The 23058-nt window shown below is 70.8% G+C and carries 21 protein-coding genes; 12 read left to right on the forward strand and 9 right to left on the reverse strand.

Features of this window, described 5'->3' with window-relative positions:
* Window positions 1–30: 30 nt before the first annotated feature.
* The 5 genes from ACIOGX_RS21420 to ACIOGX_RS21440 all read left to right on the forward strand — a co-directional run bounded on the left by ACIOGX_RS21420 (window position 31) and on the right by ACIOGX_RS21440 (window position 5133).
* On the forward strand, window positions 31–996 hold the full coding sequence (locus ACIOGX_RS21420; RefSeq protein ID WP_401915285.1) for an acetylxylan esterase: 966 nt from the start codon (window positions 31–33) through the stop codon (window positions 994–996).
* Window positions 997–1347: 351 nt separating this feature from the next.
* Complete coding sequence (locus ACIOGX_RS21425) at window positions 1348–2643, forward strand: ABC transporter substrate-binding protein (protein ID WP_401915882.1); 1296 nt, start codon at window positions 1348–1350, stop codon at window positions 2641–2643.
* Entirely contained in the window at window positions 2640–3617 is a 978-nt protein-coding gene (locus ACIOGX_RS21430; protein ID WP_356518451.1) for a sugar ABC transporter permease, read from the forward strand. Before ACIOGX_RS21425 ends, ACIOGX_RS21430 begins: the two co-directional genes overlap by 4 nt.
* The gene (locus ACIOGX_RS21435; RefSeq protein WP_356518450.1) at window positions 3617–4495 is read left to right on the forward strand and encodes a carbohydrate ABC transporter permease; all 879 of its coding nucleotides are present in this window, start codon (window positions 3617–3619) and stop codon (window positions 4493–4495) included. Before ACIOGX_RS21430 ends, ACIOGX_RS21435 begins: the two co-directional genes overlap by 1 nt.
* Window positions 4496–4500: 5 nt before the next feature.
* A complete protein-coding gene (locus tag ACIOGX_RS21440) occupies window positions 4501–5133 on the forward strand; it encodes a hypothetical protein (protein ID WP_401915289.1) in 633 nt (210 codons plus the stop codon).
* A 1-nt stretch (window position 5134) separates the two neighbouring features.
* Here the strand turns inward: ACIOGX_RS21440 and ACIOGX_RS21445 are convergent, their stop codons facing one another.
* From ACIOGX_RS21445 to ACIOGX_RS21460, 4 genes are all read right to left on the reverse strand, one after another.
* Window positions 5135–6091: an ABC transporter substrate-binding protein gene (locus tag ACIOGX_RS21445; RefSeq protein ID WP_401915291.1), complete on the reverse strand. Its 957-nt coding sequence runs from the start codon at window positions 6089–6091 to the stop codon at window positions 5135–5137.
* Window positions 6088–6759, reverse strand: coding sequence for an ABC transporter permease (locus ACIOGX_RS21450; RefSeq protein ID WP_383966892.1), 672 nt, complete (start codon window positions 6757–6759; stop codon window positions 6088–6090). The genes ACIOGX_RS21445 and ACIOGX_RS21450 overlap by 4 nt, the downstream gene beginning before the upstream one ends.
* Window positions 6756–7436, reverse strand: a complete 681-nt coding sequence (locus ACIOGX_RS21455; protein ID WP_383966896.1) for an ABC transporter permease — start codon at window positions 7434–7436, stop codon at window positions 6756–6758. The genes ACIOGX_RS21450 and ACIOGX_RS21455 overlap by 4 nt, the downstream gene beginning before the upstream one ends.
* Before the next feature lie 232 nt (window positions 7437–7668).
* Window positions 7669–9450, reverse strand: a complete 1782-nt coding sequence (locus ACIOGX_RS21460; RefSeq protein WP_401915295.1) for a coagulation factor 5/8 type domain-containing protein — start codon at window positions 9448–9450, stop codon at window positions 7669–7671.
* Between the two features lie 371 nt (window positions 9451–9821).
* Between ACIOGX_RS21460 and ACIOGX_RS21465 the strand changes: the two genes are divergently transcribed.
* From ACIOGX_RS21465 to ACIOGX_RS21480, 4 genes are all read left to right on the forward strand, one after another.
* The gene (locus ACIOGX_RS21465; RefSeq protein WP_401915298.1) at window positions 9822–11690 is read left to right on the forward strand and encodes a discoidin domain-containing protein; all 1869 of its coding nucleotides are present in this window, start codon (window positions 9822–9824) and stop codon (window positions 11688–11690) included.
* Window positions 11691–11917: 227 nt separating this feature from the next.
* Window positions 11918–12781, forward strand: coding sequence for a DUF1996 domain-containing protein (locus ACIOGX_RS21470; protein WP_401915884.1), 864 nt, complete (start codon window positions 11918–11920; stop codon window positions 12779–12781).
* A gap of 111 nt (window positions 12782–12892) precedes the next feature.
* The gene (locus ACIOGX_RS21475; RefSeq protein WP_401915300.1) at window positions 12893–13489 is read left to right on the forward strand and encodes a DUF305 domain-containing protein; all 597 of its coding nucleotides are present in this window, start codon (window positions 12893–12895) and stop codon (window positions 13487–13489) included.
* An 85-nt stretch (window positions 13490–13574) separates the two neighbouring features.
* On the forward strand, window positions 13575–14627 hold the full coding sequence (locus ACIOGX_RS21480) for a LacI family DNA-binding transcriptional regulator (RefSeq protein WP_356507545.1): 1053 nt from the start codon (window positions 13575–13577) through the stop codon (window positions 14625–14627).
* A 10-nt stretch (window positions 14628–14637) separates the two neighbouring features.
* On the opposite strand, the gene ACIOGX_RS21485 is transcribed toward ACIOGX_RS21480, so the two are convergent.
* The 4 genes from ACIOGX_RS21485 to ACIOGX_RS21500 all read right to left on the reverse strand — a co-directional run bounded on the left by ACIOGX_RS21485 (window position 14638) and on the right by ACIOGX_RS21500 (window position 18146).
* Window positions 14638–15444: a fibronectin type III domain-containing protein gene (locus ACIOGX_RS21485; protein ID WP_356507547.1), complete on the reverse strand. Its 807-nt coding sequence runs from the start codon at window positions 15442–15444 to the stop codon at window positions 14638–14640.
* Window positions 15445–15455: 11 nt separating this feature from the next.
* The gene (locus tag ACIOGX_RS21490; RefSeq protein ID WP_356507549.1) at window positions 15456–16058 is read right to left on the reverse strand and encodes a hypothetical protein; all 603 of its coding nucleotides are present in this window, start codon (window positions 16056–16058) and stop codon (window positions 15456–15458) included.
* Window positions 16059–16261: 203 nt separating this feature from the next.
* Window positions 16262–17668 carry a dihydrolipoyl dehydrogenase gene (lpdA, locus tag ACIOGX_RS21495; RefSeq protein WP_356507551.1) on the reverse strand — a complete coding sequence of 469 codons (1407 nt, stop codon included), beginning with the start codon at window positions 17666–17668 and terminating at the stop codon, window positions 16262–16264.
* A 76-nt stretch (window positions 17669–17744) separates the two neighbouring features.
* On the reverse strand, window positions 17745–18146 hold the full coding sequence (locus tag ACIOGX_RS21500; protein ID WP_129767839.1) for a DUF6221 family protein: 402 nt from the start codon (window positions 18144–18146) through the stop codon (window positions 17745–17747).
* Between the two features lie 240 nt (window positions 18147–18386).
* On the opposite strand from ACIOGX_RS21500, the gene ACIOGX_RS21505 reads away from it, so the two are divergent.
* On the forward strand, window positions 18387–18464 hold the full coding sequence (locus ACIOGX_RS21505) for a 50S ribosomal protein bL37 (RefSeq protein ID WP_372486533.1): 78 nt from the start codon (window positions 18387–18389) through the stop codon (window positions 18462–18464).
* A gap of 125 nt (window positions 18465–18589) precedes the next feature.
* On the opposite strand, the gene ACIOGX_RS21510 is transcribed toward ACIOGX_RS21505, so the two are convergent.
* Window positions 18590–20365, reverse strand: coding sequence for a PucR family transcriptional regulator (locus ACIOGX_RS21510; RefSeq protein ID WP_401915304.1), 1776 nt, complete (start codon window positions 20363–20365; stop codon window positions 18590–18592).
* Window positions 20366–20600: 235 nt separating this feature from the next.
* Between ACIOGX_RS21510 and dnaK the strand changes: the two genes are divergently transcribed.
* Window positions 20601–22496, forward strand: coding sequence for a molecular chaperone DnaK (gene dnaK / locus ACIOGX_RS21515; protein WP_384767624.1), 1896 nt, complete (start codon window positions 20601–20603; stop codon window positions 22494–22496).
* Between the two features lie 9 nt (window positions 22497–22505).
* A complete protein-coding gene (locus ACIOGX_RS21520) occupies window positions 22506–23054 on the forward strand; it encodes a nucleotide exchange factor GrpE (protein ID WP_401915306.1) in 549 nt (182 codons plus the stop codon).
* Window positions 23055–23058: the final 4 nt, after the last annotated feature.

The raw sequence follows: 23058 nt of genomic DNA on the forward strand, positions 1-23058 counted from the left end.
CGGCCCTCCCCTCGGCAAAGGTGGTCCTCCATGCCCCTGTTCGACCTGCCCCTCGACGAACTCCGCGGCTACCGGAGCCGGTCCGCGGAGCCGGAGGACTTCGACCGCTTCTGGGCCGCCACCCTCGCCGAGACGCGCGGCCACGCGCTCGACGCCCGCTTCGTTCCCGTCCCGACGGCACTCGCCACGCTGGACGTGTTCGATGTGACCTTCGCCGGGTTCGGCGGCCATCCGGTCAAGGGCTGGTTCGTCCTGCCGGCGGGGACGTCCGAGCCCCTGCCCGTGGTGGTGCAGTACCTCGGTTACGGCGGCGGGCGCGGCCTGCCGCACACCCATCTGCTCTGGGGCTCGGCCGGCTTCGCACACTTCGTGATGGACACCCGGGGGCAGGGCGGCGCCTGGAGCGGTGGCGACACCCCCGACCCGGTCGGCAGCGCCTCCTCGTACCCGGGCTTTCTGACCCGGGGCATCGAGGACCCGTACGCGTTCTACTACCGGCGGCTCTTCGCCGACGCCGTACGTGCCGTGGAGGCCGCACGCTCCCACCCCCTCACCGACGCCTCGCGCACGGTGGCCCTGGGCACGAGCCAGGGCGGCGGGATCACGCTCGCGGTGGGCGGGCTGGTGCCGGATCTCGCGGCGATCGCGCCCGATGTGCCGTTCCTCTGCGACTTCCCGCGCGCGACGACGATCACCGATCGCAATCCGTACCGCGAGGTGGGCAACTACCTGAAGACCTACCGGGGCAGGACGGCGGACGCCTGGCGGACGCTCAGCTACTTCGACGGGGTGCACTTCGCGGCGCGCGGGCGGGCTCCGGCGCTGTTCTCGGTGGCCCTGGAGGACGAGACCTGCCCGCCGTCCACGGTCTTCGGGGCCTTCAACGCCTATGCGCACGAGGACAAGTCGATCGAGATATACGACTTCAACGACCACGAGGGCGGCGGCCCGTACCAGGAGGCCGTCCAACTGGCCTGGCTGGCGGGCCGGTTGTGACGCCCTGACCGGCCGCCGCCCGCCCGGCCTCCCGGGGCCGTCCGGCAACGAGCCGACAGGGAACGCCTCTTGACCGGCACCCGGGGTTAACCCTAGGTTTCCCGGAGAAAGCGCTTTCCGACAACGATGTCAGAAATCGGTTCACCAGGAGGCACGGTCATGAGACTGCCCGCCCCGCCCCGCACCGCCGTCCCAGGCCGTGCCCGTGAAGTCCCGCCTGGTCCGCGACGCCCGGCACGCACGCTCGCCGCGTTGTCGGAGTCGTCCGAGTACGTCCGGTACGAGGACGATCCTCCGCCGTGCGATCGCACACACCGGACGCCGCGAACCCCGCCCTGCGGGCGGACGGCGATACTTCACGGACACGTCCTGGCGGCGCTCTCCGCGTTCACCGCCCTCGTCCTGCTGCTGACCGGCTGCTCCGGCGGCGGGCCGGCCGGCGGCGGAGTTACCCTCACCTTCAGCTGGTGGGGCAATGAGAACCGCGCCGAGCGCACCAACGAGGCCGTACGCCTCTTCGAGAAGAGACATCCGGGCGTGACGGTACGGACGTCCTTCGCCGGCTACGAGGCGTACGTCCAGAAACTCGCCACCCAGGCCGCGGGCGGCGATCTGCCCGATGTCGCCCAGCTCGACTACCGCCAGATATCCCAGTACGCGGGAAGCGGCACCCTGCTCGACCTCACCCCGTACATCGAGGACGGCACGCTCCGTACCGGCGCGATGGACCCGGGGCTGGTCGCCACCGGCCGCTACGGGCCCGGCCAGTACGCGCTGCCGATGGGGCAGGGCTCCACCGGATTCGCCTATGACGCGACGGTGTTCGCGAAGGCCGGGCTCAAGGCACCGGAGCCCGGCTGGACCTGGGAGGAGTGGGCCGACGCGGGCCGCGCGATCAGCGCGCTCGGGCTGAAGGGCCCGGACGGACGCCCGTACACCGGACTCACCGACATCGGCGTGAACGAGGACGCGTTCGAGAACTGGCTGCGCGGCCACGGCAAGCAGCTCTACGCCTCCCAGCACCGGCTGGGCTTCACCACCGAGGACCTCGCCGCGTTCTGGACGTTCACCAACGGCCTGCGCGAGGAGGGCACGGCCTCGCACGCCAAGGACACCTCGCAGATCGGCGGTGCGATCGAGGACGGACCGATGGGGCGCGGTCTGGCCGCCACCGACTTCAACTGGGACGGGCCGTTCCTCGGCTACGCGCCGCTGATGGGCGACAAGGTGCATCTCGCGCCCGTCCCCACGGTGAACGGCACGGCGGGACAGTACTTCAAGCCCAGCGTCCTGATCGGGGCGGGCGCCAACACCGAACACCCCGAGGAGGCGGCGGCGCTGACGGACTTCCTGCTCAACGACCCCGAGGCCGGGAAGATCCTCGGGGTCACCCGCTCCACCCCGCCCAACCGCGACATCGCGCGGGCGATCGGCAAGGACCTGCGCGGACCCGAGAAGGAGGTCTTCGAATACGGCAGGAAGATCGCCGCGTACGGTGTCGATCCGCCGCCGAAGGCACCGCCCCGGGGCGATGTGGTGCTCCAGGTCTCCTTCACCCGTATCTACCAGCGGGTGATCCACGGCATGCAGAGTCCCGCCGAGGCGGCCGGGGAATTCGTCGCCGAGGCGGAGAGGGAGCTGCGATGAACCTCACCGGAGATCCGCGTCGGACCGTATCCCCGCCTCCGCCCTCCCCCGCGCCCCCGGCCGCCGGGCGGGCGTCCCGGCGCGCGCCGCGCCGTGAACGCCAGGGCCCCGCCTATGTCTTCCTCTCCCCCTGGATCCTCGGCGTCGTGCTGCTGACGCTCGCGCCGATGGCCGTCTCGCTCTATCTCTCCTTCACCGACTACAACCTCTTCGACGCCCCCACCTGGGTCGGGCTGCGCAACTACACGGACATGCTCTTCGAGGACCCCCGCTACTGGCGTTCGGTCGGCACCACACTGATCTTCGTGGTGGTGGCGGTCCCGCTGAAACTGGCCCTCGCCCTGGGCGTCGCGCTGCTGCTGAAGAACATGCGCTCCGGCCGGGGCTTCTACCGCTCCGCCTTCTACGCCCCGTCCCTGCTCGGGGCCAGTATGTCGATCGCGCTGGTGTGGCGGGCGCTGTACAACGACGGCGGTACGGTCGACGACCTGCTCGGCCGGATCGGCGTCCACACCGGAGGCTGGGTCGCCGACCCCGATCTGTCGGTCCTCGTGGTCGCCCTGCTGGCCGTCTGGCAGTTCGGCGCGCCCATGGTGATCTTCCTGGCCGGTCTCCAGCAGATACCCGGCGATCTCTACGAGGCGGCGGCGCTCGACGGGGCCGGGCGGTGGCGGCAGTTCGTCTCCGTCACCCTGCCCATGCTCTCCCCGGTCCTCTTCTTCAATCTGGTGCTGGAGACCATCCAGTCGTTCCAGGTCTTCACCCCCGCCTTCGCGATCAGCGGGGGCAGGGGCGGCCCCGCCGACTCGACCATGTTCTACACGCTCTATCTGTACGAACGCGGCTTCTCCGCCTCGCACATGGGCTATGCCTCGGCCATGGCGTGGGCGCTGCTGCTCGGGATCGGAGCGGTGACGATCGTGCTCTTCAGGACGTCGCGTTCCTGGGTCTTCTACGCCAACGAGGGGGCCTGATGTCCACCGCCGCCATCGGCAAGCGCAACGCCCGTACCCGTACCGGCAGCCGAGGCCGCCGTATCGCCCTGCATCTGGCCGCGGGGCTGATCCTGCTGGTCCTGCTCTATCCGCTGGTGTGGCTGCTCGCCACCTCGCTCAAACCGGCCGACGAGGTCCTGACCAGTCTGAGACTGCTGCCGAGCCGGCTGGAGTGGAGCAACTACAGCACCGCCCTGGACGGGGTGAGCGGGGTGAAGGTCTCGACGCTGCTCACCAACTCGCTGCTGATCTCGGCGGGTTCGGTGCTCGGCAACGTCCTTTCCTGCTCGCTGGCCGCGTATGCCTTCGCCCGGCTGCGGTTCCGGATGCGGGGCGTCATGTTCGGCTTCATGGTCGCCACGATGATGCTGCCGCACCACGCGGTGCTGATCCCGCAGTACATCCTCTTCAACCAGCTCGGCATGGTGGACACCTACTGGCCGCTGGTCCTGCCGAAGTTCCTGGCCACGGAGGCGTTCTTCGTCTTCCTCATCGTGCAGTTCATGCGGGGGCTGCCCCGCGAGCTGGAGGAGGCGGCCAGGATCGACGGCTGCGGGCCGTTCCGCTCCTTCCGGTCCGTGGTGCTGCCGCTGACCCGTCCGGCGCTGATCACCACGGCGATCTTCACCTTCATCTGGAGCTGGAACGACTTCTTCACCCAGCTGATCTATCTCTTCGACCCGGAGAAGTTCACCATCACCCTGGCCCTGCGGAACTTCGTGGACCAGTCGAGCCAGTCGGCGTTCGGTCCGATGTTCGCCATGTCGGTGATCTCGCTGCTGCCGATCGTGCTCTTCTTCGCCGCGTTCCAGCGCTATCTGGTGCAGGGCATGGCGACCTCGGGACTGAAGGGGTGAGCGCCATGGGTACCCGGCCGGCCGCGTCCTCGCCGTACGACCGCCGCGAGCCCGGGGAGCTGTTCGGCCCGCGCTTCGCGCTCTTCGCCGACATGCTCGCCGTCGGTCTGTTCACGACGGTGGCGAGTCTGCCGCTCCTCACCGCGCCGGCCGCGCTGGCCGCCGGCTGCTCCGTCCTGCGGGAGTCCGCCCGTACGGAACGGACGGCGACCGCCGGCCGGTACCGGGACGCGCTCCGGGCGCACGGTGTCGCCCGTACGCTGGCCGCCGGCGCGGTGCCGCTCGCGCTCGGCGCGCTGTTCCTGCTGGATCTGGCGCTGGCCGGGGCCGGACTGCCGGGGGCCGCCGCCGTCTCGGTCGCGCTGGCGGTCGTCGGGACGGGGGCGCTGGTCGTGGCGGTACGGGCCGCCGCGCATCCGGTGGCGCGGCGCAGCTGGCCCGCCGCCGTACGGGGCGCCGCCCGCCGCTCGGCCGCCGATCCGGCCGGGTCCGTACTGATCGCGGTGGCTCTGGCGCTCTGCGCCGCGATCGTCTGGGCGCTGCCGCCGCTCGTCCTTCTCGCGGCCGGGCCGCTGGCGCTGGCCGCCGTCTCGGTCGAGCTGCGCGGGTCCGGCCGGGGCCGGTCCCCGCGCCGGTGATTCAGTGCGACGCCGGAATCAGCCTCTTCGCTTCCAGGTAGCTGCGGGCGACGTCCTCGGGGAGCCGGCGCCAGCTGTCCACCCGCTGGTTCATCGAGGCCAGATCCTTGGTGGTGAGCACGGTGTTCAGCTTGTCCAGCGCCGTGGTGACGCCCTTGCTCCCGGCCCGCGCCCGGTTGACGACGGGCACGATGTAGTCGGCGTTCTGGAGATGCCGGTCGTCGGCGAGGAGCACCAGTCCGAACTGGCCGAGTGTGGCGTCGGTGCTCGTGGTCAGGACCATCTGGTCCTGACCGTTCTGCACGGCCCGCTTCGCCGGTGTCGTCCCCACGCCTTTGGGGTCGATGCCGGTGATGTCGATGCCGTACGTCTTCTTCAGCCCGGGTTCGCAGTACGGGCGCCGTACGCACTCGTCGCCCGCCGCGAGCCTGACGGGCAGCCGGGATCGCCCCAGGTCGCTCAGTGTCCTGAGCCGGTGTTTCCGGGCGTAGGCGGCGGTGACGGCGAAGGCGTTCTGGTCGACGGCGCGGCCGGGATCGAGGACGGTCAGTCCGCGCGGCGCGGCGAGGGAGCGCAGTGCCCTCATCGTCGCGCCCAGGTCGGGTGAGCCGACGGGTTTCGCGTCGGGGCCGTGGGCCTTGGCGTTCAGCCAGTCGGCGAAGGTCGCCGCGTACTCCGGTACGACATCGATCTGGCCGCTCTCCAGGGCCGGTTCGTAGATCTCCCGGTTGGTGACGGAGAGGATCCGGGTGTGGTATCCCGCACGGTTCAGCAGGAGCGCGTACATCTGGGCGAGCAGATCGCTCTCGGTGAATCCGGCCGAGCCGATGGTCAGATGCTTGCTGTCGCCGGGCGGCGCGGTGACATCGCCCCGGTTCTCCAGGGACGGTCCGGTGGCGCAGGCGGCGGCCAGGAGGAATGAGGCGACCAGGGCCGCGGCGGTACGCGCCGCTCTCATCCCCCGCCCCTCACCCACCGCGGCCCCAGCCGTCGCACCAGCTCGAACACCCCCTCCACCAGCAGCGCGAACACGGCGACGAGGACCGCGCCCGCGACCACCTGGGGTGTGTCGGCGAGATTGAAGCCCGCGGTGATGATCCGGCCGAGACCGCCGCCGCCGACCAGGGCGGCGATGGTCGCGGTCGCCACCAGCTGGACGGCGGCGATCCGTACACCGGTGAGGATCAGCGGCAGGGCGAGCGGCACCTCGGCCCGCCAGAGCAGCTGACCGCCGGTCATCCCCATGCCCCGGGCGGCCTCGACGACATCGCGGTCCACCCCGCGCATCCCGACATAGGCGTTGGTGAGCAGCGGTGGGATCGCGAACAGCACCAGCGCGATGATCGTCGGCCACTGGCCGTGCGTGCCGATCGGGGTGAGCAGCAGCAGGACGAGAACGGCGAAGGTCGGGACGGCCCGGCCGACATTGGAGATGTTCACGGCCAGCGCGCCTCCCCTCCCCAGATGGCCGAGGACCAGTGCGACGGGCAGCGCGATCGCACAGCTGATGACCAGACAGACGACGGTGAGGAAGAGGTGCTCGCCGAGCCGGTTCCAGACCCCGCCGGACCCCGACCAGTTCGAGGCGCTGGTGAGCCAGGACCAGGCCGCCGCGAGGGTGTTCACGCGCGGCGCTCCCGCGCCCAGGGGGTGAGCAGCCGCTGGAGTCCGAGCAGCAGGAGATCGGCGGCGACGGCGATGACCACGCAGAGGACGGAGGCGGTGAGCACCTGCGCCTTGAAGAAGGTGTTCATCCCGGCGTAGATGAGATTGCCGAGCCCTCCGTAGCCGACGATCGCGCCGATGGTGACGAGGGAGACGGCGGAGACGGTCGCGATCCGCAGCCCGGCCATGGCCGCGGGGAGGGCGAGCGGCAGTTCGACGGTGAGCAGCAGCCGGACCGGTCCGTACCCCATCCCGCGGGCGGCCTCCCGGGTCTCCTCGGGTACGGCGTGCAGTCCGGCCAGGATGTTCCGTACGAGCAGGGTCAGCGAGTAGAGGACCAGACCGGCCACGACGAGCGAGGCCGCCAGTCCGTACACGGGCAGCAGCAGGGAGAACATCGCGAGCGAGGGGATGGTGTAGAGGATCGTGGTGATCCCGAGCACGGGCCCGACCGCCCAGTTCCAGCGGCGGGCCGCCAGGGCCAGGGGGACGGCGATGACCAGTGCGAGCAGGATGGCGAGGAAGGTCAGATGGAGATGCTGGAGCACCGCGTCCCACAGGATGGTGCGGCGGCTGGAGAGGTAGTCGCCGCAGATCCACTCGTTGCGCGCGAGGCAGTCGTCCGGAGGCGCGGTCACCCGTCCATTGGACGCCCGTGCCCGGCCGTCCGCGCGCGGTGATGGACCGTACGGATGGCGGACCCGCCCGGCCCGGCCGCCGGGCAGGGCCGGGGCCGGGGGGAGTCCCCGTGCCCGGCACCCGCCCGGGGCCGTGCGGGTCCGTCATGACAGCGCGCGCCGCGTGCGGTCCGCGCGGTGCGGTCCACACCGCTCGCGGCGCGCGCCGACCGTCAGGGGAAGGAGATCACCGTCAGGGGAAGGAGACCACCGTCGAGGGCACCGTCGTCGTGCCCGAGGTGGCGGCGCCGATGGCGTTGATGACGTGGTCGTACTGTCCGTTGCCGCTGAGCGAGACGACGAGCAGGCCGTGGAACCTCACGCCCGGGACCGCGGGCGCGGCGAAGCCGTGGGCCTGGCGGATGGACGGGTCGACGTTGTAGTAGCAGTAGCTGCCCAGGCCCCAGCCCTCGTGCGTGGTGACGTTGTCGGCGACCTTGTAGGCGGCGTAGCCCCTGATGGATCCGTTCTGGATGGCGGCCTGGTTGGGGGCGTCGTACGCCTTCTCGTTCTGGAAGAAGATGGTGCGGCCCCGCTCGCCGTTCCACTGGACGTCGTACTTGTTGAAGTGCTCGACGAACAGCCCGGTGGCCAGCACGTCGTCACCGTTGACGATGACGCCGTAGTCGGCCCGGTTGGTCTCCCAGCCCACGCCGTCGCCGTGGTCGGCGCGCCAGACCCAGGTGTGGTCGATGATGGTGTGCCGGCTGTTCACGACCATGCTGGTGGTGGCCTTGCCGGGGCCGGCGCCGCCGATCCTGATGAAGACGTCCTGGACGGTGATGGGGTTGGCGGCGTGGTTCGCGGAGGCGCCCTGCGGGCCGACCTCCAGAAGCGTCGGGGAGTTCACCGGACCCGCGTCGATCAGGAAGCCCGCGAGCCGTACCCCGTCGACATCGGCGACCCTCATCGCCGTCACGCCGTTGTCGGGTATGAGCGTGGCGTAGCCGAGGCCGAGGACCACCGCGTTCGCGCGCTCGACGCGTACGGTCTGGTCGAGGTGGTAGATGCCGGGCGTGAACAGCAGGTTGAGTCCCTGCGTGAGCGCCTCGTTGAGGGTGGCCGCGGAGACACCGGGCTTGGCGACGTAGAACTGGGTGAGCGGCAGGGACGTGCCCCTGGGTGTGCCGCTTCCCCACGTGGTGCCGCGCGCGTTGGTGCGCAGCTCCGGCAGGAAGACCCGGTAATCGGCACCGTCGAGATAGAGGAAGGGCTTCTCGCGGGAGACAGGGGTGTTGTTGAGCGTGGTGTAGGGCGGGTTCGGGAAGCCCTGGGCGGGGGCGCCCTCGACACCGGAGAACGTCATGTTCCAGACCGCGTTGGTCCAGCCGCCGACGGAGCTGTCGCGGGTGTACCACTGCTGCTGGGAGTAGGGGCCGACGGTGCCGTCGACGCGGCTGTCGGCGATGTAGCCGCCGCTGGCCCAGCCGTAGCCGTCGGGGGCGAGGTTGAGGCCGCCCCTGACGTGCATACGGCGGAAGGGCGCGGCCTGCGAGACGGCCCAGCGGTTGGTGCCGTTGACGGGGTTGAGGGCGAGGTTCTCGGCGGAGCGCCAGAAGTTCTGGGTGGCGTTGCCGTTGAACCAGCCGGCGTCCACGGTCACATCACCGTTGAAGGTGGTGTCGTCGGGCGAGAGCCCGAGGCCGGAGATCGAGGTGTAGAAGCCGAGCTGGGCGTTGATGTTGTTGTACGTGCCGGGCTTGAACAGCAACTGGTAGCGGCCCGAGCCGAACTGCGCCGATTCCTGCTGGCGGAAGATCTCGTCCAGCCTGCCCTGGATATTGGGCGTCGACGGATCGAAGACCACCACGTTCGGCCCCAGATCACCACCGCCGGGCAGGGCCGCGGCGCCGTTACGGCCGTTACGCGCGGACGCCGACGCGGACGCGGGCGAGGACAGTGCGAGCATGCTCGGAGCCGACGCGGCGGCTGCCATGACGCCGAGAACGGTACGGCGCGTGGGGGGAGTGGGCATGGCGACTCTCCTTGTTCAGAATGTGAACGGTGGGGGTGACAGGGAGCGCTCTCTCACTCAGGCATGTTCACGGCATGTGAACAGCCCGTCAAGGGAGATGACCGGTTTCGCAATGCATCAAGGCTCAACTGGCCCTGTGATAAAGGGATATGAGGAGCTATCCCGGTGGATCGAGCGCGCTTCCCGGCGTGCGGGGTTGTATTCACGAAGTGTCGATCAGGCCGAACAGCCATCTGTGTGCCGCAGGTGTCTTGACACCTTCTGGGGCTGCTTCTACGTTCCACGAGAGCGCTCTCTCGCTGTGGTCTCCTCAGCCCCGGCCTTCCCCGCGGGCTGTGTCCGAGCTCCCCCACCCCTCTCGAAGGAGAGCCATGCGCCCACGTCTGCTTTTCGCCTCCGCCGCCGCTGTCGTCGCCGCGCTGACGGCGGCGACGGCCCCGAGCGCGACCGGTGCCCCCAGAGCCGCGGCCGCGGCCTGGGACAGTGACCTCGCGGCCGCGGCCCTGAGCGCGAACCCGGCCGCCGCCACCGCGTCCGGCAGCCAGAGCGCGGAGATGGGACCCGGCGCCGCCTTCGACGGCAACGGCGCGACCCGCTGGTCGAGCGACGTCGCCGACAACGCCTGGATCCGGGTCGATCTGGGCCAGACCCTCCGTATCGACCGGGTCACCCTCGACTGGGAGGCCGCCTACGGCAAGAAGTACGTGCTGGAGGTGTCGGGCGACGGCACCAACTGGCGGCCCTTCTACACCGAGGACGCGGGTACCGGCGGGACCGTCACCGCGCACACCTATCCGCAGGAGGTCAGAGGCCGGTACGTACGCCTGCGCGGCGTCGAACGGGGCACGCCCTACGGCTACTCGCTGTACTCCTTCAAGATCTACGGCGGCACCCCGGCCCCGGCCTCCACCACCCGCGCCAATCTCGCGCTCCACCACCCCGCCTACAGCAACCTCTACCAGCACGCGGGGAACTCGCCGGCGTTCATCACCGACGGCGGCTGGCCCGCCGCCCTCAAGGGCGACCAGACGCGGTGGGCGAGCGACTGGAACGCCGACCGCTGGGTCTCCGTCGACCTCGGCGCCACCTCCACCATCAACAGTGTGGACCTGTACTGGGAAGCCGCGTACGCCGTCGACTACGAGATCCAGGTCTCCGACGACAACAGGACCTGGCGCACCGTCCACCGCCCGTCCGCCGCCGAGGTCGCCGCGCGCCGCGCCGACATCAAGTCCCCGGCCGAGGCGGCGGGGCGGCATGACACCATCACGCTCTCCGCACCCGCCACCGGCCGCTATGTGCGCATGCTCGGCAAGGAGCGGCGCTCCTTCTACAACCCGGCGCCCGCCACGGCCCAATTCGGTTACTCACTCTACGAGTTCCAGGTGTGGGGCACCGGGGGCAGCGCGGCGGCCGCCTATCCCGCGCTCCCCGGCGAGCAGGGGGGCGCGTACCGCACGACGTTCTTCGACGACTTCACGGGAGCGTCGCTCGACCGCTCCAAGTGGCGGGTCGTGCGGACGGGCCAGGAGATGGGGTCGGTGAACGGCGAGGCCCAGGCGTATGTGGACTCCACCGACAACATCCGTACCGCCAACGGCAGTCTGATCCTGGCCCCGAAGTACTGCAAGGGGTGCACCCAGGCGGGCGGCGGAACGTACGACTTCACCTCGGGGCGTATCGACACCAACACCAAGTTCGACTTCACCTACGGCAAGGTCAGCGCCCGGCTGAAGCTTCCCGTGGGCGACGGCTACTGGCCGGCGTTCTGGCTGCTCGGCAGCGATGTCGACAACCCGGCCGTGTCCTGGCCCGCCTCGGGCGAGACGGACATCATGGAGAACATCGGCTACGGCAACTGGACCAGCAGCGCCCTGCACGGGCCGGGGTACTCCGCCGACGGCAACATCGGCGCGCAGCAGTACTACCCCGGCGGGGGAAGCGCGGACCAGTGGCACACGTACGCGGTCGAGTGGACGCCGACCGCCATGCGGTTCTTCGTGGACGACCGGATCGTCCAGGAGACGTCCCGCACCAAGCTGGAGTCCACACGCGGCAAGTGGGTCTTCGACCACAACCAGTACGTGATTCTCAACTTCGCTCTCGGCGGCGCCTATCCGGCCGGCTGGAACAAGGTCACCACGCCCTACTGGGGGCTGCCGCAGTCCAGCGTCGACCGCATCGCCCAGGGCGGCATCCAGACCGAGGTCGACTGGGTGAGGGTCGAGCAGAAGGGCTGATACGGACGGCCGCGCCGTCCGTTCCCCGCACGCCCCGTTCTGGCGTTCTCCCGTCCCCCCATTCCCCACCCGCGCGTCAGCACGTCGTATCCGTCCCGCCCAGCACATCACCGCAACCAAAGGATTGGACCCTCGTGAGAAAGATCCTCGCTCCCCCCACCGCACCCTCCCCGCCCCGCTGGCGCCGGCTGTTAGGACTCGCCGCGGCGTCCGTGGCGGCTCTGCTCATCGCCGGCTTCAGCTACCCGGGAGAGCGCGCGCAGGCCGCGCAGACCCAGGCCGCGCAGACCCGGGCCGCGCAGGCCCAGGCCGCTCCCGCTCAGGCCGAAGAGGTGGTGCGCGTCGCCGAGTTCCTCGCGGAGTGCCCCTACAGCCACCGGGCCACCGACGACCCCATCGTGTTCCCCGGCCTTCCCGGCGCGTCCCACATGCACAGCTTCTTCGGGAACACCTCCACGAACGCCCACTCGGACCTGACCAGTCTGGAGCGCGCGTCCAGCAATTGCAGCCCCGCCACCGACCTGTCGTCCTACTGGGTGCCGACCCTGTACAACGGCGACACCGCGGTGGAGCCGACCGGAACGACCTTCTACTACCTCGGTGAAGGCGTACGCGACGACATCATCGCGAAGATCCAGCCGATGCCCCGGGGCCTGCGCATCGTGGCCGGCAACGCCAAGGCCACCGGCCCCCATGACAACACCATCTCCCGCTGGTCGTGTCTGCACCACGGCGAGGTCGGGTCCTCCCCCAACTTCGTGAACTGCCCGGCCGGTTCGATGCTGGAGTCCTATCTCGACTTCCCGCAGTGCTGGAACGGCAAGGACCTCGACTCCGCGGACCACAAGAGCCATATGTCCTATCCGGTGGCGGGCGCCTGCCCCTCCACGCACCCGGTCCCCGTGCCCAAGCTCCGGCAGGTGCTCCGGTATCCCGTCAACGGGGATCCCGCGCGGTTCCGGCTGGCGTCGGGGCCCGGGTACACCATGCACGGCGACTTCTTCAACGTCTGGCCCGCCGGCGAGATGGAACGCCGGGTCCGCGACTGCATCAACCCCATCATCAAGTGCGGTGCGGACGGCCGTCCCTGATCGATCGCCCCTGATCGACCGCCGCTGACCGATCGTCCCTGAGTGATCGTCACCGCACCCCCACACGCCCGCCCGGGTCTCCCGGGCGGGCCCTTCACGGGAAACCCCACCATGAAGCGACGCCTCGTCACGCCCCTGCCGGCCCTGCTCGTGCTCCCCCTCCTTCTGGTGCCGCTCCTGTTCCTGGGCGGCTGCTCGGCGTCGGCCGACCGCCCGGCAACCCCCGGCAGGTCCGCCGCTCCCGCCCCCTCGTCCAGCGCGCCGTTCACCGCCACCGACACCGGCTGGATCCAGCTGATGACGCCGATGAGCGAGCAGGCCGGGCAGCTTCTCGCGATGGCCTCCGCCCAGGACGCCGCGCCGCCGCTGGCCTCGTGGGCCGCCGCCCTCGCGAAGGAACACCGTACGGAGCTGGCCCAGCTCAGGCAGTTGCTCGGCCGCATGGGCCTGCCCGACACCAATGTGCACGAGGGCCATGACATGCCGGGCATGGTCACGGAAGCGGATCTCGACCGCGCCCGCGGGCTCACGGGCGCGCGCTTCGACGGCTTCGTACGCCAGGAGATCCGCGCGCACCTCGAACAGTCGCGGCGCGTCTCCCTCTCGGAGACCCGGGCGGGCGGCAGCCAGGAGGCGAAGCGGCTCGCCGCGCGCATCGCCGACTCGCGCGCCGGACAGCTGAGGACGCTGTCCTCGCTGGACCGGTGACCGTGCGGTACGGCGAGGGACCGCCGTACGGCTACGGCGAGGCCGCCGGTGTGCCGACAGGGAGGGCGTGGATATAAAAGACCTCATGGATGCCGACTCCTCGCCCCCCTCCCGCCCGGTGACCCTGGAGGACGTGGCCCGCGTCGCCGGTGTGTCCCGGGCCACGGTGTCCCGGGTCATCAACGAGACACCCACGGTGGACCTGGCGCTCCGGCACGCCGTGGAGAACGCCGTGGCCGCCACGGGGTACGTCCCCAACCGCGCGGCCCGCTCACTCGTGACCCGGCGGACGGGTTCGGTGGCGCTCGTGGTCTCCGAGCAGGAGAAGCGCCACGCCGCCGCCCCCTTCCTCGGCCGGGTGTTCACGGATCCGCACTTCGGACGGGTCGTCAGCGGGCTCGTCGATGTGCTGCGGCCCGCGGGCGTCCATCTCGTTCTGATGCTGGTGGACGACGAGGCGTCCCGCCTCCAGACCCTCTCGTATCTGCGCCAGGGACATGTGGACGGCGTGGTGCTGATCTCGTCGCATGTGGACGACCCGCTGCCGCGGCTGCTGGCCGACACCCGGCTGCCCGCGGTCCTGTCGGGGCGTCCGCGGCGCGACTCCTCGCTCGCGTTCGTGGAGGCCGACCAGCGGGAGGGAGCCCGGCTGGCCGCCGGGCATCTGGTGGCCCTGGGCCGGACCCGGATCGGCTCGGTGGCCGGGCCGCAGGACATGCCCGCGGCGCGGGAGCGCCTGGAGGGTTTCCGCGCGGCCCTGGCGGAGCACGGCATCCACGATGTCCCCTGGGCGGAGGGCGACTTCACCCACACGGGGGGCGCGTCGGCCGTACGGGAGCTGTTCGCGCGGCGGCCGGATCTGGACGGACTGTTCGTGGCCTCCGACCTCATGGCCCTCGGCGCGCTGCCGGTCCTCCAGCGCGCGGGCAGAGAGGTGCCGCGGGACGTGGCGGTGGTGGGCTTCGACGACAGCCATGCCGCCCAGTCCTGCGACCCGCCGCTGACCACCGTACGGCAGCCGGTCGAGGAGATGGCCTCCGCGACGGCCCAGCTCCTGCTGCGCCGGATCGCCCGGCCGGACCAGGCCGTACGGTCGGAGCTGTTCGCCCCCGTTCTGGTGGTCCGGGAGTCCGCGTGAGAGAACGGACCTAACGTTCGTCCGCCGCCGGTTCCCCGGTCGTCAGCCGGGGGACGTTCGACCGCGCGCCGTACGTGAAGGCGCGGACCCGGTAGGAGGCCCGCTTCTCGGTGGGGAGTGTGATCAGCCCGCAGGAGTTGATGTCGGGGTCGAGGACGGCGACCGGCGCGTAAGCGGAACCGCCCCGGGGGCGCGCCTCCAGCAGGAAACCCTCCTCGTCCGACGCGTGATCGGTCCAGCTGAAGTGAATGCCGTTCGCATGCTTGACCACGGCCTTGAGCCCGCTGGGCGCCGCCGCTCCCCCGCTCCGGACGGGGCGACCCGGCGCGGACCGTCCGGGATCCCTGCGCGGAGGCAGCCAGTCGTGGCCGGACTCCTGGTCCTCCGTGGTCGGTTCGCCCGGTGGCAGGGAGACGTCGACCGGCGCCGACGCCGGGCCGTCGAAGGTCCGGAGGCGGTAGAAGAAGGTCGTACGCGGCATCAGATCGGGGTGCCGGTAGGCCGTCACGTCGGGCGGCAGGTACTGGAGGACGGTGTACGGCCCCGCCTCCTCCGTCGCGAATTCGAGGACATGGCCCAGGGCGCCGGACGCACCGCGCCGCCAGCTGAGATCGATGTCGGTGGGGGTGGTGAGGACCGCGCGGAGTGTGGGGGCCGCTGCGTCGCCGGTCCCGGGCGTTCCCGGGGTGGCGGCGGCACCGCCCGGGGAGGTGGCGGATCCCCGGGCGGGGCGCTCGGCCGGCGGCTGCGTGGAGCACGCCGCCACCGCCAGCGCGAGCGCGACGGCCGGCACGGCGGCCCGGATCGCTGGGCGCACGGACGGGTCCGCTACTTGCGCCAGAAGCGGACGTCGCTCCAGACCACCGTGGCCGGCCCGTTGCCGCTGTCGGTGCGGTAGGCGCCGAACTTGTCGTAGAAGCTGCCGCCCGGACTGTCGTAGGTGTGCTTGAGCGACCCGTTGATGTAGGTACGGTGCGAGGTGCCGACCTGGTGAACGGTGTTGACGCGGACCGTCGCGCCCACGGTGCCGGCGTTCGACAGCGTGGTGCCGCCGTGGACCGCGTACAGCCGCCCGCCGCGTTCGGCGGCCAGCATGAAGTAGGGGCCCGAAGCGGACTCGTTGAATGTCTGCTTGAGGCTGATGCGTGTACCGCTCAGGCTGCTGATGCGGAAGTAGCCCTCGAACTGCCGGGTGCCCCCGGTGTAGGTGGCGTACCGGCGTTCGGCGCGCTGGTCGCCGCTCGCGGTGGAGCAGGTGAGCGTGAACGTCAGGCCGTCGACCTGGCCGCACCCCCGCTCCTGGACCGTGAAGGTGGGCGAGACGGAGGTCCAGCCGCCGGGCTCGACCTCCGCGGAGGCGTGCGGGGCCGCGAGGAACGAGGAAGCGGCCACCGCGGCGAGAACCGTGAACGTCCGAAGGCGTGTGAACATGTCTCACTTCCCTCTCTGGGGGGAGGACGCGATCAGAGCCCGTATTCCACATACATGAACGCCGACTCTGATTTTGAATGGTTGAGTGGGAAGATAGGACTGGACCAACCACCCGTCAAGAGTCCTCCGAGAGCGAACCGTTGGCGATGCGGAACGTCTCCGCCCGATCGCCGCCGCCGGTCCCCGGCCCCCGCCGGCGGGCCTCAGAAATTGATCATGTGACCGGCCAGACCGTGGACGGCCTCCTTGACCGCCTCGCCCAGCGTCGGGTGGGCGTGCACATTGCGTGCCACCTCGTGCACCGTCAGGTCCCACTGCTGGGCCAGCGTCAACTCCGGCAGCAGTTCGGTGACCTCGGGGCCGATCAGATGCGCGCCCAGCAGTTCGCCGTACCGGCCGTCGCTGATCAGCTTCACGAAACCGGCCGGATCGCCCAGACCATGGGCCTTGCCGTTCGCGGTGAAGGGGAACTTCACCACCTTGACGTCATGGCCCCGCTCGCGCGCCTGCTCCTCGGTCCAGCCGAAACTGGCGATCTGCGGCTGGCAGTAGGTGGCGCGCGGGATCATCACGAAGTCCAGCTCCATGGTCTCCGCGCCGGCGATCGTCTCCGCCGCGATCACGCCCATCGACTCCGCGGCATGGGCCAGCATCAGCCTCGCCGTGACATCCCCGATCGCGAAGATGTGCGGCACGCTGGTACGGCCGCGTCCGTCCACGTCGATCGCGCCGCGCTCGGTCAGCCGGACGCCGGTGTTCTCCAGGCCGTAGCCGGCGATGCGCGGCGCGAAGCCGATCGCCTGGAGGACCTTGTCGGTCTCCAGCACCTGCCGCTGCCCGTCGCGCGAGACGGTGACCCGCACCTTCGCCGACGGATCACTGTCGTCGATCTCCTCGACCCGGGTGGAGGTCAGCACCTCGATGCCCAGCCGCCGGTAGCGCTTGGCGAGTTCCTTGGAGATCTCGGCGTCCTCCAACGGCACCAGCCGGTCGAGGAATTCGACGATCGTGACCTTCACGCCGTAGTTGTGCAGCACGTACGCGAACTCGACGCCGATGGCGCCCGCACCGGCGATGACGATGCTCTCCGGCAGCGTGTCGGAGAGGATCTGCTCCTCGTAGGTGACGACCCGCTCGCTCAGCGAGGTCCCCGGCAGCAGCCGGGTCGTGGTGCCCGTCGCCACGATGCAGTGGTCGAACGTCAGGGTCTCGCTGCCGCCGTCCGACAGCGCCACCTGGAGGGTGCGGTCGTCGACGAAGGTGCCACGGCCGTCGTACTCGGCGATGTCGTTCTTCTTCATCAGATAGTGCACGCCGGCCACCCGGCCGTCGGCGACCTTGCGGCTGCGCCTGAACGCCTCCGTGTAGTCGAAGCTGACCCGGCCCTCCACCCGGATTCCGAAGGTCTTCGCCTCCTGCGTGAAAATGTGCGCCAGTTCGGCGTTGCGCAACAGCGCCTTCGAGGGGATGCACCCCACGTTCAGACAGACACCGCCCCAGTACTTCGCCTCGACGACCGCCGTCCGCAGCCCGAGTTGCGTCGCGCGGACCGCCGCGGTGTATCCACCGGGTCCCGCTCCGAGGACCACGACATCAAAGTGTGTGCTCATGATCCACACCATAGGCACCCAGGACGCCGCGCGAGCACATGTCGGGGCAAGCGTGCTGCCCCTCACACGACAGGCCCTAACGGACGAACCGGGGCAGCCACTTCGCCCGGTACCCGGGGTGTCCCGCGTGCTCCGCCGCCATCTGCCGGACGACGAAGCCCAGCCCGACGGCGCGGCCTGACGGGAAGTCGTCCGCGGGACGGTCGGTGTCCAGGTGGGACACCTCCGCGTACTCGTCGAGGAGGACCCTGCTCGTCTCGATGCGCCGCAGGGTGTACTCCGGGTTCTGGTGGGCGATGTGCTCGTCGTAGCCGCGCGTCCGCACCGTGAACGCGATCCCGCCGGTACGGTCGTGGATCTCGCCCGGCATCTCGGGCGGACACCGCCAGCGCTCCCCGCCGGCCTCCTGCGCGTGCCGCGCCTCCTCGTCGAGACGCGCCCGCACGAACGCCAGCAGGTCCGCATTGTCGTCACTCATCAGCTCTCGGTCCTTTACCGTCACGGGCACGGGGAGAGGAAGACCTCAGTCCCCGGGCACGTTCTACCGTCCAGCAGAGGATGCCGTACAAACGGCATGGCGCATGAGGATCGCGCACGTGGGGTAAGCGGTCCCCGATCACCGGAAGGAAACGCGGTAGAACGGTGCGTAACCGCTAACGGTGCCTATGCGTTAACGGTCCCTGTCCGGCGAGGATCAGCTCTCACGAGAGGAGACGTCATGTCATCGAAGCGGCGTCGCAAGAAGAAGGCACGTCGTAAGAACGGGGCCAACCACGGCCGACGCCCCCAGTCCTGACGGGAGGACTCCTCCGTACGGACTACCTTCCAGTGGCCCCCGCGCGGGCGGCGGCACGCCGCCGTGCACCGACCCCGGGGGCCACTGCCCCGGCCCCGCGCGGTGCGGTCACCTCGCCGGCGGGGTCAGGCCTCGCCGCCCAGGACCTTCCAGACCCGGGTCGCCACATGCAGATTGAGGCGGGTCTCGACGTCGCTCAGGTCGTGCCCCCCGATCTCGCGCATGCGCTGGAGCCGGTAGCGCAGCGTGCTGCGGTGGATGCCGAGGGCGGAGGCCGCGCCGTCATAGTTCCCGCCCGCCTCGAAGTACTGCGAGAGGGTACGGACCAGATCGCCCCGGTGGGCCGCGTCGTAGTCGAGGAGCGGGCCGAGCCATTCGCGGACGTACCCCTCGATCTCCCGGTAGTCGTCACCCGTACCGATGATCCGGTACAGCCCGAGATCGTCGAACGAGGTCGCGCCGTGGGGTACGCGCGAGCGCTGCCGTACCTCCAGCGCGCGCAGCGCCTCCTGGTAGGAGCGCGGGATCTCGGCCGGGGAGTCGCAGCGGCTGCCGAGCCCGATGGCTCCCGCGCGCGAGCCCAGTTCCTGGGAGACCGCCAGATACAGCTCCTCCCCCTTCGGGCGTCCCTGGACGACCAGGACCGCCCGGCCGGAGCGCCTGGCCACCAGGGCCCGGAGCCCCAGGCCGGCCGCCGCGCCGGCGACCGCCTGGACGAACGCGTCGTCGGCGGTCAGCCCCGTCCACCCCACCGCCACCAGATGCTGCGCGCCGTGCAGATCGTGGCCGACGGCCGCGGCGCGCGCGAAAGCGCTCTCGTCGTCCGTACCGGTGATCAGATCGTCGACCAGCTCGCGGCGCAGCCGTAGCTCCATCTCGGCCAGGCTGCGCAGGTGCGCCATCTCCAGGGCGAGTGCGTCGCAGGCGTGACCGAGCGTGAACTCCTCCCGCTCCCCCGCGGCCCCGCGGGGGTCGACCAGGGAGACGGTGCCGAGGATCTCTCCTCGATGGCGGGCGACGGCGGTGAGCCGGTGCCCGACGTACACCGGGCGCGCGTCCCGGATCGCGTCGAGGATCAGCTGTTCCTGACGCCCCGGGTCGGGCTTCGGGTACGGATCGGGGCGGCCGGGGCCGGCCCAGGCCCGTAGATTGCCGAACTGGTCCTCCACCACAGCGGAGAAGCCGGTCAGCCGGTGGACCGTCCACGCGATCCCCGCCTCGGTGTCGCCGGTGGCCGTGGCACCGCTCAGCGCGTCGTGCACCGAGCGCCGGTACATCAGCTCGGACTCCACGTCGGCGAGGCGCTCACGCGCGGCGTTCCCGTCCCGCCGGGCCCGGCTGAGCTCGGCGGCGTACTCCCGCTCCCGGCGGTGGGCGGCGGCGCCCGCCAGGGCCGCGCCCGTCTGCCGCGCCAGGAGCCCGAGCAGCGCGATGTCGTCGTCGCCGGGCGGTCTCCGGGCGCTCACGACCAGATATCCGGCCGGGGGGCTTCCGGCCCGGCCCGCGGGCCCCCGGAGGGCGAACGCCCATGACCACTCCCGGCCGGGGAGTTGGATGGCGCCGTCCAGGCCGTCCAGCCGGTTGACCTGACTGTCCAGCGCCCGGCCGGTGGCGGAGGAGCCCGGCGGAAGGAAGGGGCCCTCGGAGTCCGGCGGAGCGCACGGGTCCGCGGCGAGAGAGGCGACCGGCGGGCAGCGGACCAGCCGCCCGTCGGCCGGCAGATATCCGGCCTCGGTACGCCAGGGACCGAGCCGGGCGACGCAGGAACCCGCCAGCCGCAGCACCTCGTGCTCGTCCCGCCCGTCGGACAGGGCGCCCGACAGCGCCATCAGACGGTGGAGGCGGGAGGACCGGCTGCCCGGGGGGTCCGGTGCTCCGGTTCTTCCGGCGGCCGTGCTCATCTTCCTGGCCCGACACCTTCCCGAAGAGAGTCGCCCCCACCACAACTTTACCGAGCGGGCGGGGCCGCGCATCCGGTCCGCCCGGTGGGCCGGCCCTGTACCGGCAGGTTCAGTCACCGCCCGGATTTCGACCTCTCAGGAGCAGGAATCGACACGGCGCCGTCGTCAGGCTGGAGGGGACGGGACCCTGCCCCGAGGGCAGCCAGCGAAGGCAGTGGACGCAAGGGAGCACCTCATGGCCAAGGCAGTCGGCATCGACCTGGGCACCACCAATTCGGTGATCGCCGCGTGGGAGGGAGGTGAGGCGACGGTCCTCCCCAACGCCGAGGGCTCCCGCACCACCCCCTCCGTCGTCGCCTTCACCGACTCCGGCGAACGGCTCGTGGGCCAGCTGGCCCGCCGGCAGGCGATCCTCAACCCCAAGGGCACCATCTACTCCGCCAAGCGGTTCATCGGCCGGCACTTCGACGAGGTCTCGGACGAGGTCAAGGCGGTGACATACGACGTCGTGGCGGGCGAGAACGGCGTCGCGCGGTTCGACATCCGGGGCAAGCAGTACGCGCCGGAGGAGATCAGCGCGCTGGTGCTGCGCAAGCTCGCCGAGGACGCCTCGAAGTCGCTGGGAGAGCGGGTGACGGAGGCCGTCATCACCGTGCCGGCGTACTTCAACGACGCCCAGCGCACCGCCACCAAGGACGCGGGCCGGATCGCGGGCCTCGAAGTGCTGCGCATCATCAACGAGCCGACCGCGGCGGCCCTGGCGTACGGCATGGACAAGAAGGAGCACGAGACGGTCCTCGTCTTCGACCTCGGCGGCGGCACCTTCGACGTGTCCATCCTGGACGTCGGGGACGGCGTGGTGGAGGTACGTTCCACCGCGGGCGACACGCACCTCGGCGGCGACGACTTCGACCGCCGGCTGGTGGACCATCTCGCGGACACGTTCCAGCGCGAGAACGGGATCGATCTGCGCGAGGACACCCAGGCGCTGCAGCGGCTGTTCGAGGCGGCGGAGAAGGCCAAGACCGAGCTGAGCTCGGTGACCCAGACCCAGGTCAGCCTGCCGTTCATCACGGCCGACGCCACCGGCCCCAAGCATCTGACGGAATCCGTCATGCGCTCCACCTTCGAGCAGATCACCGCCGACCTCGTGGACCGCTGCCTGGGCCCCGTGCAGCAGGCGCTGTCCGACGCGAAGGTGACGGACAGCGATATCGACGAGGTCATCCTGGTCGGCGGCTCGACCCGGATCCCCGCCGTGCAGGCGCTGGTCCGGCGGCTGACGGGTGGCAAGGACCCGAATATGAGCGTCAACCCGGACGAGGTGGTGGCGCTGGGCGCCGCCGTCCAGGCCGGGGTGCTCAAGGGCGAGGTCAAGGACGTCCTGCTGCTGGACGTCACCCCGCTCTCGCTCGGTGTGGAGACGCGCGGCGGGGTGATGACGAAGATCATCGAGCGGAACACCACGATCCCGGCCCGCCGTACGGAGACCTTCTCCACGGCCGAGGACGGTCAGCCCGCCGTCGATGTCGTCGTCCTCCAGGGCGAGCGCGAGCGCGCGGCCGACAACCGGGTCCTGGGCCGCTTCCAGCTCACCGACATCCGCCCGGCGCCACGCGGGGAACCGCAGGTCGAGGTCACCTTCGACATCGACGCCAACGGCATCCTCCATGTCACCGCGCGCGACAAGGACACCGGCAAGGAACAGGGCATCACCCTCAGCGAGGGCTCCAACCTCGATCGGTCCGAGGTGGAGCGCATGATCTCCGAGGCGGAGCGCAACCGCGGCGAGGATCAGGCGCTGCGGCAGGCCGTGGACGCCCGCAACGAGCTGGACGCCATCGCCTACCAGGTGGAACGCAGGCTGGGCGAGCTGGGCGAGAACGCGCCCGAGCACGAACGGGCGCGGGCCCAACTGCTGGTCTCCGACGCGCGCCAGGCGGTGAAGGGCGAGGAAACGCTGGACCGGGTCAGGTCGCTGACCTCCGAGCTCCAGCAGGTCCACCAGGCGCTGTCCGCCCGGCCGGCCGGTCCCGCCGGCTCGTCCGGGTCCGGCCCCGGAGGCCCGCCCCCGGCGAGCGGCACCGGAGGCGACGACGATGTCGTGGACGCCGACTTCGACCGGAGCTGAGGTCACGCCATGGCCACCGAGCCGGAACCGGTACCAGCGCCCGACGAAACGGACGCCACGCCTCCGCCCGAGGAACGGACGGACGGGCGACCGGACGACATACAGAACGACGCGCAGAACGACGACGTGCGGAAGGACCTGGCCGAGGCGCAGGACGCCTGGCGGCGCGCGCTCGCCGATCTCGACAATCTGCGCAAGCGCCATGCCAGGGAGCTGGAGGAGTCGCGGCAGACCGAGCGCGCACGTACCGCCTCCGAGTGGCTTCCCGTACTCGACCATCTCGAACTGGCCCTCGCGCACGCCCGCTCCGATCCCTCCTCGGTCCTGAAGGGTGTCGAGGCCGTACGGGACCAGGCCGTGGGCGTCCTGGCGCGGCTCGGCTATCCGCGCCAGGAAGAGAGCGGTGTGCCGTTCGACCCGAACCGGCACGAGGTGGTCCGGGTCGTCGACGACCCGGACACCGAGCCCGGCACCGTCGTGGAGGTCCTGCGTCCCGGATACGGACAGGACGGCCGCCAGTTGCGTCCGATGGCCGTCGCGGTCAGCCGGCGGGAGTGACGGC

This window comes from Streptomyces sp. NPDC088147 (assembly GCF_044741565.1).
Classification (GTDB): domain Bacteria; phylum Actinomycetota; class Actinomycetes; order Streptomycetales; family Streptomycetaceae; genus Streptomyces.

Excerpts from the sequence above, each read along its gene's own strand:
- dnaK (WP_384767624.1), top strand. The coding sequence starts at position 20,601 with ATGGCCAAGGCAGTCGGCATCGACCTGGGCACCACCAATTCGGTGATC.
- ACIOGX_RS21520 (WP_401915306.1), top strand. The coding sequence starts at position 22,506 with ATGGCCACCGAGCCGGAACCGGTACCAGCGCCCGACGAAACGGACGCC.
- ACIOGX_RS21430 (WP_356518451.1), top strand. The coding sequence starts at position 2,640 with ATGAACCTCACCGGAGATCCGCGTCGGACCGTATCCCCGCCTCCGCCC.
- ACIOGX_RS21445 (WP_401915291.1), bottom strand. The coding sequence starts at position 6,091 with ATGAGAGCGGCGCGTACCGCCGCGGCCCTGGTCGCCTCATTCCTCCTG.
- lpdA (WP_356507551.1), bottom strand. The coding sequence starts at position 17,668 with ATGAGCACACACTTTGATGTCGTGGTCCTCGGAGCGGGACCCGGTGGA.
- ACIOGX_RS21480 (WP_356507545.1), top strand. The coding sequence starts at position 13,575 with ATGGATGCCGACTCCTCGCCCCCCTCCCGCCCGGTGACCCTGGAGGAC.
- ACIOGX_RS21420 (WP_401915285.1), top strand. The coding sequence starts at position 31 with ATGCCCCTGTTCGACCTGCCCCTCGACGAACTCCGCGGCTACCGGAGC.
- ACIOGX_RS21475 (WP_401915300.1), top strand. The coding sequence starts at position 12,893 with ATGAAGCGACGCCTCGTCACGCCCCTGCCGGCCCTGCTCGTGCTCCCC.
- ACIOGX_RS21440 (WP_401915289.1), top strand. The coding sequence starts at position 4,501 with ATGGGTACCCGGCCGGCCGCGTCCTCGCCGTACGACCGCCGCGAGCCC.
- ACIOGX_RS21510 (WP_401915304.1), bottom strand. The coding sequence starts at position 20,365 with ATGAGCACGGCCGCCGGAAGAACCGGAGCACCGGACCCCCCGGGCAGC.
- ACIOGX_RS21465 (WP_401915298.1), top strand. The coding sequence starts at position 9,822 with ATGCGCCCACGTCTGCTTTTCGCCTCCGCCGCCGCTGTCGTCGCCGCG.
- ACIOGX_RS21435 (WP_356518450.1), top strand. The coding sequence starts at position 3,617 with ATGTCCACCGCCGCCATCGGCAAGCGCAACGCCCGTACCCGTACCGGC.
- ACIOGX_RS21460 (WP_401915295.1), bottom strand. The coding sequence starts at position 9,450 with ATGCCCACTCCCCCCACGCGCCGTACCGTTCTCGGCGTCATGGCAGCC.
- ACIOGX_RS21490 (WP_356507549.1), bottom strand. The coding sequence starts at position 16,058 with ATGTTCACACGCCTTCGGACGTTCACGGTTCTCGCCGCGGTGGCCGCT.
- ACIOGX_RS21505 (WP_372486533.1), top strand. The coding sequence starts at position 18,387 with ATGTCATCGAAGCGGCGTCGCAAGAAGAAGGCACGTCGTAAGAACGGG.
- ACIOGX_RS21500 (WP_129767839.1), bottom strand. The coding sequence starts at position 18,146 with ATGAGTGACGACAATGCGGACCTGCTGGCGTTCGTGCGGGCGCGTCTC.